The sequence below is a fragment of the Paractinoplanes deccanensis genome, assembly GCF_016862115.1.
Lineage (GTDB): Bacteria > Actinomycetota > Actinomycetes > Mycobacteriales > Micromonosporaceae > Actinoplanes > Actinoplanes deccanensis.
The window spans coordinates 88,827-101,158 of record NZ_BOMI01000013.1; the positions used below are offsets into that span (position 1 = coordinate 88,827).

A 12,332-nucleotide genomic window follows, 5' to 3' on the forward strand; every position below is an offset into this window, starting at 1 on the left:
CCATCGGAGGGGTTCGTGCCGCACTACGCCTAGGCACCGTGAAAAGGTATGTCTAGCTATACCGCGGCGGAGCAGCCCGGCCAATTAGCCTGGGCCGCATGTCAACGCCGAGCACTGCGATGGAAGCGGTCACCCACCGCCGATTCCTGGTGTCCGCGTGGCCGTGGCGAGCCGCTGCTTACGTGCTGACCACTGGACCGATGGTGGTTCTGGTGGGGGCGCCGATGGTGCTGCTCGGCCTGCCGTGGGCGATTCTTCTGCAGCGGGTCGTGACGTGGGACCAGCCCGCGCTCGTCCCGCTTGCGCTGCTTCTGGTGGGTGGTGGTGCGCTGATCGCAGGGCTCGGCCCTCTGGTGGCCGTGCCGGCAGCCGCCTTGGAACGACGACGACTGCGCCTTACCGACAATCGGCCGACCAGGTCCGGGCACCGTCCCGCGCCGGCCGACCCGGTCGGTTGGATACGGGTCAGGTACCGGGAGCCGGCGACCTGGCGTGCGCTCTGCTACGCGATCCTGCTCGTCGGCGCGGTCCCTGTCTGGTACGGCGCGGTGCTGATCCTGCTCGTCGTCATCGCGGTGTCGCTGGCGAGCCCGTTCCTCGTCGACGGTGACGGTCCGGTGTCGCTCGGCGTCGGCACGGTCGCGACGGTCGGCGATGCGCTGCCCTACGCGCTGTTCGGGCTGGCGTTGCTGCCCGCGGTGCCATACCTGCTCGCGGTGACGGCCGGCGCGCACACCGCTGCGGCGAGGCTGTTGCTGTCCGCGTCGACCGACAGCGAGCTGCGTGCCGAGCTGACCGCGGTGGCGAGATCCCGGGTGCGGCTCGTCGACGCGTTCGAAGCCGAGCGCGCCCGGATCGAGCGCGACCTGCACGATGGCGCCCAGCAGCGACTCGTCAGCCTGACCCTGCAACTCGGGCTGGCCCGCGTCGACCTGCCCGGCGACTCCCCGGCCGGGCAGGCGGTCGCCGTCGCGCACGACCAGGCCAAGCTGCTCATGGCTGAGCTGCGGGAACTCATCCACGGCATCCGGCCGCAGACTCTGACCGAAGCCGGCCTGCCGGCGGCGTTGCGGGAGCTGGCCGACCAGGCCACGATCCCGGTGACGGTTCGCGCCGACCTGCCCGCACGGCCACCACCCGGCGTCGAGTCGGTGGCGTATTTCGCAGCCGCCGAAGCGCTGACCAATGTGTTCAAGCACAGCCAGGCTGCGACAGCCGCCGTGACTGTCGCCGACCATGACGGCATCCTGACCGTCGAGATCCTCGACGACGGTCGGGGTGGTGCCGACCCGTCGCGCGGGACCGGGCTTACCGGGCTTGCCGACCGTGTCGCGGTCGCTGATGGGCGCATGCTGCTGTCGAGTCCGGCCGGCGGGCCGACGCTGATCCGTGTGGAGATTCCGTGCAGACCGATCGACCGATCCGCGTAGTCCTCGCCGAGGACGGCGTGCTGCTGCGTGAAGGGCTCATCGGGCTGATGGGCCGGTTCGGGTTCGACGTCGTGGCCGCCGTCGGCGACGCGGACGCCCTGCGGGCCGCCGTCAGTGAGCACCGGCCCGATCTGGTGCTGACCGACATCCGGATGCCACCGTCCTTCACCGATGAAGGGCTACGGGCGGCGGTCGAGCTGCGGCGCGACCATCCCGGGCTGGCCGTGGTGGCGCTCAGCCAGTTCGTGCAGCAGGGCTACGCGGCCGACCTGCTCGACTCCCACGGTGGGCGCGGTGTGGGATACCTCCTCAAGGACCGGGTGGTTGACGTGGAGGACTTCGTGGCCGCGGTTCGCCAAGTGGTCGAGGGTGGCACGGTGGTCGACCCTCAGGTGGTGCGTCAGCTGCTGCGCCGCCACCGCGATCCGGTCGTCCAGCTCTCGCCGCGAGAGCGCGAGGTGCTGGCCCTGATCGCCGAGGGGCATTCCAACGCCGCCATCGCCCGCATCCTCATGCTGTCCGACCCGGCGGTGGGCAAGCACGTCGGCAACATCCTCGCGAAACTCGACCTGCCCCCGACCGACGACACCAACCGCCGAGTGCTCGCCGTTCTCGCCTACCTCCGCAGCGACTCGACTCACGACCCGCGCAGCGCCCAGCCACCCGACCAGGTCCGAATCTAGAGCGAGGACCCGCTGCGTCTCCACCGCCACGAGCCGGCCGCTCGGCAGAGGAAATCGAGCTGCGGTCAGCGGGCGGCGCAGCAGGGGGCGACCAGCGGCGGCGGTTAGAGGGCGAAGGCCATCCAGTGGGCAGCAGTCAGCGGGCGGGTCAGCGGTCAGCCGTCAGCGGGCAGCAGGGGGCGACCACCGGCGGCGGGCAGCAAGGGAAAGCCAGCCGGGGCCGGCAGCGGCGTCCAGCGGGTTGCGGCCAGTAGGTGGCCAGCAGACGCCGGGCGGCGGACGCGGCGGCAGCAGACGGCGGGCGGCGGACGCGGCGGCAGCAGACGGCGGGCGATGGGCGGGCGGCATCAGGCGGTGCGTAACGGATTCGATTGGGTGACGGGATAGGGAGGTTTGCCGTGGGTCTTCGATAGGGTCGGGTGCATGGGTGTGCCGAGGTGACCGCGCCGCGGTTCGAGATTCTCGGGCCGGTTCGGGCGTTTCGGGGCGACGACGAGGTGGATCTCGGGCCGATCCGGCAGCGGGCGGTTCTTGCTCTTCTGCTGTTGAGGCCGGGGGAGCCTGTGCCTGTGGAGCGCATCGTCGCGACGTTGTGGAACGGTGATCCGCCGGAGAACGGGGTGGACATCGTTCAGCGATATGTGGGTGCGTTGCGGCGGGCGCTCGACCCGGAGCGGACGTCGCTGATCGCGCTGACCGGTGGTGGATATGTGCTCCGGGTTGCTGACGAGGCGGTGGACAGCGGGGTCTTCCGGGCCGCGCTGTCGCGGGCGCGCGCCGAGCATCAGACCGGCAACGTGCAGGCGGCCACCGAGGAGATACGCCGGGCGCTCACCCTGTGGCGGGACGAGCCGCTGGCCGGCCTCACCGGGCCGGTGTTCGAGGCGGCCCGCGCGAGGCTCCGGAGCGAGCAGTCCGCTGCGGCGGGGCTCGGGGGCGGGCAGTCCGCTGCGGCGGGGCTCAGGGGCGGGCAGTCCGCTGCGGCGCGGCTCGGGAGCGGGCAGGCGACGGCTGCGGTGCCGAAGGGTGCGCGGGCAGCAGCTGTGCGGGCGACTGCTGTGGTGCCGGGGGGTGTGCAGGCGGCACCTGTGGAGCCGATGGGTGTCCACGCGGCTGCTGTGGAGCCGATGGGTGCCCACGCGACCGCTGTGGAGCCGAACGGTGTGCAGGCGGCACCTGTCGCGCCGATGGGTGCCCACGCGACCGCTGTGGAGCCGAACGGTGTGCAGGCGGCACCTGTGGAGCCGAAGGGCGTCCACGCGACTGCTGTGGAGCCGAAGGGTGCCCACGCGACCGCTGTGGAGCCGGACCGCGGTCATGGTCCGAGGGCTGAGGGCAGGGATCAGCGGGCCGCCGAGGTCGAGTACGCCGAGGCGGTTGATCCCTGGGATGGGCATGATCTCTTTCCGCCGGATCCGTTGTCGATCATTTGAGGGGATCGATGTGGCTGGTCCGGTGTTAATGATCGTGGTGAATTACTCTGTCAGGACCCCCACAGCAGGCGTGGGCCCGGACAGGGGAGAAGCACATGACCATGCGCAGACATGTTCGCGGGGTCGCCTTGGTGGCGGCCGCCCTGCTGCTTGTTGGCGGGTGTGCGAAGAAGGATGAGGGCGGCACCACCGAGAGCGGGGTGGCGCTGATCAAGAGCGGGGCGCTGACCACCTGCACGCACCTTCCGTACGCGCCCTTCCAGTCCAAGGATGACACCGGCAAGGTTGTCGGCTTCGACGTTGCCCTCATCGATCTGGTCGCCGCGAAGCTCGGGGTCACGCAGGAGATCGTGGACACGCCGTTCGAGGGCATCAAGTCCGGCGCCGACCTCAACTCCGGCAAGTGTGACGTGGCCGCCGCCGGAATGACCATCACCGACGAGCGCAAGAAGGTTCTCGACTTCTCCGACCCCTACTTCGACGCCACCCAGGCGCTCGCCGTCGTCACCGGCAAAAACATCAAGACGCTCGAGGAGCTCGTCGGCAAGCGCCTCGGCGTGCAGGGTGGCACCACCGGCGAGGAGTACATCAACGCCCAGGTCAAGGAGAAGAGCCTGAAGATCGAGGTCGTCTCGTACCGGGATTTGGCCGCCCTGCAGCAGGCGCTCGCCACCAACCAGGTCGAGGGCGCCGTCAACGACCTGCCCGTCTGGAACGAGTACATCAAGGCGAACCCCGGCAAGGTGGAGGTCGCGGCCGGGTTCGACACCGGTGAGCAGTACGGCTTCGCCGTCAAGAAAGGCAACGCCGAGTTGCTGAAGACCGTCAACGAGACCATCGCCGCCGCGCGCGCCGACGGGACGTACGACCGGATCTACAAGGAATGGATCGGCGAGAAGCCCGCGAGCTGATTCGCTGAAGAAAGCACATGAAGCTGAGTCGCCGCCGGCGGCAGCGGATCGTCCGTGTCGCCGGCTACCTCGTCTTTGTCCTGGTCATCCTGGTCGTGGTCGCCGCCGCGGACTGGGGGCGGCTGTCCGACGCGTTCTTCCGCGGCGACGTCGCCCGCAGCATGTTCCCCGAGGCGATCACCGTCGCGCTGCGCAACACCATCATCTACACGCTTCTCGCGTTCGTCTTCGGGCTGACGCTCGGGCTGGTGCTCGCGCTGATGCGGCTCTCGTCGATCCTGCCGTACCGCTGGGCCGCCACGGCGTACATCGAATTGTTCCGTGGTCTGCCCGCCCTGCTCGTGCTCTTCATGGTCGGCTACGGCATCCCGCTCGCCTTCCCCGACCGCGAGATCCCGGGCGGCGTCTACGGCTCCGTCACCATCGGGCTGGGCCTGACCGCCGCCGCCTACATGGCCGAGACGATCCGGGCAGGCATCCAGGCCGTGCCGAAGGGCCAGCTGGAGGCGGCGCGCACGCTCGGCATGTCGCACACCCGGGCCATGGTGTCCATCGTGCTGCCGCAGGCGTTCCGCATCGTGATCCCGCCGTTGACCAACGAGATCATTCTGCTGACCAAGGACACTTCCCTGGTGTACGTCCTCGGCGTCACCCCCGCGACCATCGAGCTCACCAAGTTCGCCGGCGACACGCTCAACACCCGGGTCAACCCGACGCCGCTCGTGGTCGCCGGGCTGCTCTACCTGGTGATCACCCTGCCGTTGTCGCAGGTGGTCCGCGCGCTGGAGCGCCGGGCCGGAAGGGAGAGGTGACCGGTGTCCACCATCGAGATCACCGGCCTGCACAAGTCGTTCGGCAAGCTGGAGGTGCTGCGCGGCATCGATCTGCGGGTCGAGCCGGGCGAGGTCGTCTGCGTGATCGGCCCGTCCGGCTCCGGCAAGTCGACGCTGCTGCGCTGCGTCAACCTGCTCGAGGAGCCCACCTCCGGCTCGATCAGGGTGGCCGGTGTGGAGGTCACCGACCCCGACACCGACATCGATGCGGTACGCCGGGGGATCGGCATGGTGTTCCAGCAGTTCAACCTCTTCGGCCACCTCACCGTGCGCGAGAACGTCACCATCGCCCAGCGGCGCGTCCTCAAGCGGGGCCGTGCCGAGGCCGACCGGGTCGCCGCCGAGAACCTGAGCCGGGTGGGCCTCACCGACAAGGCCGCCTCCTATCCCGCGCAGCTCTCCGGCGGCCAGCAGCAGCGCGTCGCCATCGCCCGGGCCCTCGCCATGGACCCGAAGCTGATGCTGTTCGACGAGCCGACCAGCGCCCTCGACCCGGAGCTGGTCGGCGAGGTCCTCGCCGTCATGCGCGGCCTGGCCGCCGAGGGCATGACCATGCTGGTGGTCACCCACGAGATGGCCTTCGCCCGTGAGGTGGCCTCCCGGGTCGTCTTCATGGACGCCGGCGCGATCGTCGAGCAGGGCCCGCCCGCCGAGGTCTTCGGCAAACCCCGCGAGGCCCGGACGCGTGAGTTCCTGCACCGCGTCCTGGAGCCCACTCACGTCAGCGAGACCGAGATCGGCGCCCACCTCACCGACTGAGAGCCTTTCCACAACGAGCTTGTTGTGCAAAGCTTAAGTTGTGGAAGTGGAATCTCTCGCGCGCACCTTCGCGGCCCTGGCCGACCCCACCCGGGTGGCGATCGTCGCCCGGCTCGCCCGGGGCGACGCCACCGTCAAGGAGCTGACCGAGCCGTTCGACCTCACGCAGCAGGCCGTCTCCCGGCACCTCAAGGTGCTGGCGGACGCTGGGCTCGTCTCCCGGCGGCAGCAGGCGCAGGCGCGCCCGGCCAGTCTGGAGGTCGACCGGCTCGTGGAGGTGCTGGCCTGGATCGGCGCCCGGCGGGCCGAGTGGGCCGACCGGCACGACCGCCTCGCGAAGTACCTGGGCGAGTCGTGACCGGGAACTTCACCGTCCGACATGTGCACCGCGCGTCCGTGGAGACGGTTTTCGCCTGTCTGACCGAGCCGGAGCATCTCACCCACTTCTGGGGCCCGGCCGGCACCCACACACCCCTGGAGAACATCGTCGTCGACCTGCGACCGGGCGGCGCCTTCGAGACCACGATGGTCAACGACACGACCGGAGACACGTACACGATGCGTGCGGTCTATGTGGCCGTCGAGGCGCCGCGCTTCCTGTCGTGGCGCGAGCGCGACTCCGGGGTGCTCACCGAGGTGACCTTCGCCGACCTGGGCGACGGCACCACCGAGGTCGTGACCACCCAGCGCGGGCTGCCGCCGCACATGCGCACGCCCGAGGCGCGGGCCGGCTGGGGCACCGCGCTCGACCGCGCCGCGGCCTACATCGCGGCCCTGACGAGGAGATCTGGATGACCGAGATCGGGCCGCAGTTCCGGGCGCTGGCCGACGCGCTGGAGGGCCGGCCGCCGGACGCGCCGTCGATGTGCGAGGGCTGGCAGGTGCGCCATGTCGTCGCGCACCTGACGATGGCCGCCCGCTACGACGGTCCGGCCTTCGTGGCCGAGCTGGCGGCGGCCGGCAACGACTTCGCCGCCCTGTCCGAGAGGCTGGCCCGCCGCGACGGCGACCTCCCTTTCGCGAGGCTGCTCGACGACCTGCGCAGCGAGACCATGGCCACGTGGATCCCGCCCGGCGGGGGTGTCGCCGGGGCGCTGAGCCACGTCGTCATCCACGGGCTCGACATCACCACTCCTCTCGGGCTGCCCCGCACGGCCGGCGACGAGGCCACCCGGCTCGTGCTCGACAGCCTCGTGACCGGGGGCGTCAGCAGGCATTTCGGCGTCGATCCCGCCGGGCGGCTGTGGCGCGCCACCGACCTCGACTGGCAGGCGGGCGAGGGCGAGCCGGTCGAGGCGAGCGCCGGTGACCTCGTGCTCGCCCTCGCCGGGCGGAGGGTCAGCGCGGTACGGCCCTGAACCACTCCTCCCGGTCGGCCGGGTCGGGTCCCCGGCGCGGCAACACGGGCGGTTCCTCGCCGGTCACCGGGGCGTAGTGGTCGAAGTGGGCGGTCAGCACCGCCTCGCCGCCGGTGAGGTCGGGCAGCGCCGCGACGACCTGCGGCACCCGGGACGACGGCAGGGTGCCGCTCACCTCCAGGTAGCCGCCGGCCGCCGCGGTGTCGCGCAGGACCGCGCCGAGGCGGCCGAGCAGGGCCGTCACCGCGTCGAACGTGTGCGGCGGCAGGTTGACGTCGAAGCGCTCGATCGGCTGGCAGACCCGGGTGCCGGCCCGGCGCAGCGCCGCGGCCACCACCACCTGGGCGAGGTTGCGAAAGTCGGCGGCCACGCTCGAGATGGACTTGTCGAACTTCTGGTGCGGTTTGCTCTGCCTCGGGTAGTACTGCGAGGACGTCATGCTGACCACGCAGTCGGTGACCGGCCAGCCGTGGCGGCCGGCGCGCAGCGCGGCCCGTACCCCCTCCTCGGTGGCGGTGATGAAGGCGGGCGTGAGCCTTCCCGGCTCCACGCCGGCGCGGAACTCGATGCCGTGGCCCACGGGCGCGGCCTCGACGCGCAGGCCGATCCCGGCGAGGTACGGGTTGCCGCGCTCCTTGATCCGCTCCTCGGCCTCGCCGGTGCCCGCGACCCGTTCGATGCAGGCCGTCAGCGTGTTCGAGAAGCGTGCCCGCACCCCGTACCGCTCCTCCAGAAGGCTCGTGATGACCTCCTTCTGGACCTCGCCGTGCAGGCGGATCGCCGCCTGCGCCTGCTGCTCGTCGAGCCGCAGGTCGACCAGCGGGTCCTCGTCGGCCAGCTCGGCCAGGCCGGCGAACAGCGCCAGGCGCTGCGCCGGGTCGACCGGTTCGACGAGCGCCTGCCGGGTCGGCGGGGGAAAGCGGTAGAGGTGCCGGCGCGGCGGATCGCCGACGTGCTGGCCGATGCGGGCCGGCAGCCCGCGTACCGCCGCGATCTGACCGGCGGACGCCGAGGAGCGCACGTGGACGCCGTCGGGCTCGCTGACCGCGATCTGCGTGACCGCCCGCGGCCGGTCGCCGGCGAGCTCCACCCGATCCCGTACGCGCAGACGCCCGGACCACAGCCGCAGCCAGGCCCGCCGCCCGTGGGCGTCGCGGTCGACGGCGAACACGGTGCCCGCCAGCGGCCCGTCCCGCTCGTCGCCGCGCGGCAGCAGGCCGGCCACGACCTGGCGCAGCTCGGCCACGCCGGCGCCGGTGATCGCCGAGCCGTGCACCACCGGGGTGAGCCGGTTGCCGCGTACGCCCTGGCGGATCGCGCGCCGCACGTGCCGGCAGCGGACCGGTTCGCCGGTCAGCCAGCGGGCCGCCACCGCGTCGTCGGCCTCCGCGACCGCCTCGACCACCGGCTCGGCGTCGAGGGCGAGGGACCGGACGCGGGCCTCGCGCTCACCCTGGCCGGTGACAGCGGTCAGCACCACCGGGCACACGGCGAGCCGGCGGCGCAGCTGGGTGACGACCCGGTCGACGTCCGCGCCGCGCCGGTCGACCTTGTTCACGAAGAACACCGTCGGCACGCCGATGCGGCGCAGCGCCCGCCAGATGGCGACGGTCTGCGGCTGCACGCCCTCCACGCCGGACACGACGAGGACCGCGGCGTCGAGCACGGCCAGCGACCGTTCGACCTCCGCGATGAAGTCCGGGTGGCCCGGCGTGTCGAGCAGGTTGACGGTGAGGTCGCCGAGGCTGATCGAGGTGACGGCCGCCCGGATGGTGATGCCGCGCCGGCGCTCCAGCTCCATGGAGTCGGTGCGGGTGGTGCCGTCGTCGACGCTCCCCGGCCGGGACACCGCCCCGGCCTCGTAGAGGAGGCGTTCGGTCAGGCTGGTCTTGCCGGCGTCAACATGGGCGACGATCCCGAGGTTCAACAATGCCAAGAGAGAGCTCCACGGTAGGACGGTCAGGGGTCCGAAGCGTGGAAGCTGCTCGCATTGTCACTCCTTGTCATCGCCGGATGCGGTTCTCACCACCCTCACACAGCGGCCGCGGTCGGCACCACCGATTTTCCTTGTTTACAGAATTCGTGGCCGTCGATACCTTGTTCGCAACCGGAGAGCGCTCTCTTCCCCCATCCCCAGGGAGGCTCCACCGCAATGACGAATCCCCGTTTGTCCGGCGTCCTCGTCCTCCTCCTGGCCGCCGGCGGTCTCGCCGTGGCCACCGGCGCCTCGGCCGCACCGGTCGGTGCCGGCAGCTACACCGAGACCCTTCCCGCCGGCCGCAGCCTCCCCACCGGCTGCGGCTCGATCTCGACCAATCCCCGGCTGTACGTGACCGGCAACGCCCCCGCCGGCCCCGTGCCCACCAACGACTGGTGGTCCTCGCTGCTGTTCAAGCGCACCGACTGCCAGTTCTCGATGCCGCTGTACGCGGGACCGGCCGCCTACAAGCCCGGACCCGGCGGGCTCGGCCTCTCCTACCAGACCGACGCGGCGATCAGCGGCTCCGCGACCGGCACGGGCGAATACCACTATCCGTACGCGGAGCACGTGCGCGTCGGCGTGGACGGCCTCGCCGCCACCCAGGCCCTGGTCGACGGCTGGAGCGACTGGACGGTCAGCACCCTGCTGGCAGGCGGCGGCCGCACCCTGCGCGCCACCGTCGGCCGGGGGCTGCCGCTCTCGTACTACCAGGTCACCGGCGGCGACGCGGTGATCACCACGACCGGCCCGGCCACCGCGTGGTCCAACGCCGGCAACCGGATCGGCTTCTCGATCGGCGGGCACGACTACGTGGCCTGGGCCCCGAGCGGCGCCACCTGGACGCTGAGCGGCACGACGATCCGGTCCACGCTCGCCGGCCGCGGCTACCTCTCGGTCGCCGTGCTGCCGACCACGGCGTCCACCGGTACGGCCGACAAGATCGCACTGGCCGACCGCTTCACGCCGTACGCGCACAACCACGTCACCGGCAGCCGCCTGTCGTACGGCTACAACCCGGCCACCGGCGCGGTCAGCACCACGTACGCGCTGACCACCACCGCCCGCGAGGGCGCCGGCACCGGTACGGTCATCGCGCTCTACCCGCATCAGTGGCGCTCGCTGACCGGCTCCACCCCGCTCGCGCAGAGCTACGTGTCCCCGCGCGGCGCCATGCGCATCGTCACCGGCACCCAGTTCAGCACCTCGATGACGTACACGGGCGTGCTGCCGGAGATCCCCGCCGTGGGCGACTCGTCCGGCGCCGACCTGGCCACGATCACCTCCTACCTCAACGCCGAGCTCAACAACCCGGCCGACTTCCGCGGTGACGACACCTACTGGACCGGCAAGGGGCTGGGCCGCGCGGCCCGCATCGCCGAGATCGCCGACCAGCTGGGCCTCACCTCCGTGCGGGACTCCGCCCTGAACGTCATCCGGATCCGCCTGACCGACTGGTTCACCGCGTCGGCCGGCAAGACCTCGCGCGTCTTCTACTACGACCGCGCCTGGGGCACGCTGATCGGCTACCCCGCGTCGTACGGCTCCGACCAGGAGCTCAACGACCACCACTTCCACTACGGCTACTTCGTCGCGGCCGCCGCCACGCTCGCCAAGTTCGACTCGGCGTGGGCCTCGGCCGGCCGGTACGGCGGCATGGTCGACCTGCTGATCCGCGACGCCAACAACTACGACCGCGCCGACACCCGGTTCCCGTACCTGCGTGACTTCGACATCTACGAGGGGCACGACTGGGCGTCCGGGCACGGCTCGTTCGGCGCCGGCAACAACCAGGAGTCCTCGTCGGAGGGGCAGAACTTCGCGAACGCCCTGATCCAGTGGGGTCAGGCGACCGGCAACACGGCGGTCCGCGACGCCGGCGTGTGGATCTACACGACCCAGGCGGCGGCGATCAACGAGTACTGGTTCGACGTGCGCGACGAGAACTTCCCGGCCACCTGGGGCCACAACTACTCGGCGATCGTGTGGGGCTCCGGCGGCGCGTACGCGACGTGGTTCTCCGGCGAGCACGAGATGATCGTGGGCATCAACATGCTGCCGATCACCGGCGGCCAGTTCTACCTGGGTGATCACCCCGCGGCGGTACGGAGCACGTACGCCGAGATGGTCCGCAACAACGGCGGCGAGCCGACCCTGTGGCGCGACATGCTCTGGCAATATCTGGCCCTCGGCGACCCCGGCGGCGCGCTGTCCCGGTTGCGCGCGAACAGCTCCTACACGCCGGAGGAGGGCGAGAGCCGCGCGCACACGTTCCACTGGATCCGCAACCTCGCCGCGCTCGGCCAGGTCGACACCACCGTCACGGCCAACCATCCGCTGGCCAAGGTCTTCGTCAACAACGGCGCCAGGACGTACGTGGCCTCGAACATCACGAACGCCGCACAGACCGTGGCGTTCTCGGACGGCCGCACGCTGACCCTGCCGGCCGGCCGCACCGTGGCGAGCGGCGCGACGAACTGGTCCGGCGGCAACGCGACGGGCGGCGGCACCGGCGGTGGCACCGGTTGCGGCGCCGGCACCCTGGCCTCACAGGGCCGCCCGGTCACCGTGTCGTCCACCGAGGCCGGCTTCCCCGGCGCCAACGCGGTCGACGGCGACGCCGGCACGCGCTGGTCGTCCGCCTTCGCCGACCCGCAGTGGATCCAGGTCGACCTGGGCTCGGCGCGCACGCTCACCCGGGCCGAGCTGAGCTGGGAGGCCGCCTACGCCCGCTCGTACCGCATCGAGACCTCCACGAACGGCACGACGTGGACTCCCGCCGTCACGGTCACCGGAACCGGAGCCGGCGGCCAGGCCACCCACGCGCTGACCGGCGACGCCCGCTACATCCGGGTGTACGGCACCGAGCGCGGCACGCCGTACGGCTACTCGCTGTGGGAGTTCCGCGTCTACACCTGCACCTGACACCCTGTTCGCAGCGTGACGA

11 protein-coding genes are annotated in these 12,332 nt (G+C 71.4%); 10 read left to right on the plus strand and 1 reads right to left on the minus strand.

The genetic code is table 11. From position 1 onward, the window contains the following. Nucleotides 1-200 precede the first annotated feature (200 nt). From Ade02nite_RS04530 to Ade02nite_RS04570, 9 genes are all read left to right on the plus strand, one after another. A complete protein-coding gene (locus tag Ade02nite_RS04530) occupies nt 201-1,430 on the plus strand; it encodes a sensor histidine kinase (protein ID WP_239168519.1) in 1,230 nt (409 codons plus the stop codon). Between the two features lie 47 nt (nt 1,431-1,477). Continuing rightward, a complete protein-coding gene (locus Ade02nite_RS04535) occupies nt 1,478-2,113 on the plus strand; it encodes a LuxR C-terminal-related transcriptional regulator (protein ID WP_239168523.1) in 636 nt (211 codons plus the stop codon). Between the two features lie 437 nt (nt 2,114-2,550). After that, nucleotides 2,551-3,546, plus strand: coding sequence for a BTAD domain-containing putative transcriptional regulator (locus Ade02nite_RS04540; RefSeq protein ID WP_203760216.1), 996 nt, complete (start codon nt 2,551-2,553; stop codon nt 3,544-3,546). Nucleotides 3,547-3,641: 95 nt separating this feature from the next. Beyond that, entirely contained in the window at nt 3,642-4,457 is an 816-nt protein-coding gene (locus Ade02nite_RS04545) for a basic amino acid ABC transporter substrate-binding protein (RefSeq protein ID WP_203760217.1), read from the plus strand. Between the two features lie 17 nt (nt 4,458-4,474). Continuing rightward, nucleotides 4,475-5,269: an amino acid ABC transporter permease gene (locus Ade02nite_RS04550; RefSeq protein ID WP_203760218.1), complete on the plus strand. Its 795-nt coding sequence runs from the start codon at nt 4,475-4,477 to the stop codon at nt 5,267-5,269. Nucleotides 5,270-5,272: 3 nt separating this feature from the next. Then, nucleotides 5,273-6,049, plus strand: coding sequence for an amino acid ABC transporter ATP-binding protein (locus Ade02nite_RS04555; RefSeq protein WP_203760219.1), 777 nt, complete (start codon nt 5,273-5,275; stop codon nt 6,047-6,049). Between the two features lie 40 nt (nt 6,050-6,089). Beyond that, nucleotides 6,090-6,407, plus strand: a complete 318-nt coding sequence (locus tag Ade02nite_RS04560; protein ID WP_203760220.1) for an ArsR/SmtB family transcription factor — start codon at nt 6,090-6,092, stop codon at nt 6,405-6,407. A gap of 38 nt (nt 6,408-6,445) precedes the next feature. Next, nucleotides 6,446-6,844, plus strand: a complete 399-nt coding sequence (locus Ade02nite_RS04565) for an SRPBCC family protein (RefSeq protein ID WP_203760221.1) — start codon at nt 6,446-6,448, stop codon at nt 6,842-6,844. Beyond that, nucleotides 6,841-7,407 carry a maleylpyruvate isomerase family mycothiol-dependent enzyme gene (locus tag Ade02nite_RS04570; protein ID WP_203760222.1) on the plus strand — a complete coding sequence of 189 codons (567 nt, stop codon included), beginning with the start codon at nt 6,841-6,843 and terminating at the stop codon, nt 7,405-7,407. Before Ade02nite_RS04565 ends, Ade02nite_RS04570 begins: the two co-directional genes overlap by 4 nt. On the opposite strand, the gene Ade02nite_RS04575 is transcribed toward Ade02nite_RS04570, so the two are convergent. Further along, the gene (locus tag Ade02nite_RS04575) at nt 7,388-9,343 is read right to left on the minus strand and encodes an elongation factor G (RefSeq protein ID WP_203760223.1); all 1,956 of its coding nucleotides are present in this window, start codon (nt 9,341-9,343) and stop codon (nt 7,388-7,390) included. The two genes, Ade02nite_RS04570 and Ade02nite_RS04575, sit on opposite strands and share 20 nt — an antisense overlap. Nucleotides 9,344-9,559: 216 nt before the next feature. On the opposite strand from Ade02nite_RS04575, the gene Ade02nite_RS04580 reads away from it, so the two are divergent. Further along, entirely contained in the window at nt 9,560-12,310 is a 2,751-nt protein-coding gene (locus Ade02nite_RS04580; protein ID WP_203760224.1) for a glycosyl hydrolase, read from the plus strand. Nucleotides 12,311-12,332: the final 22 nt, after the last annotated feature.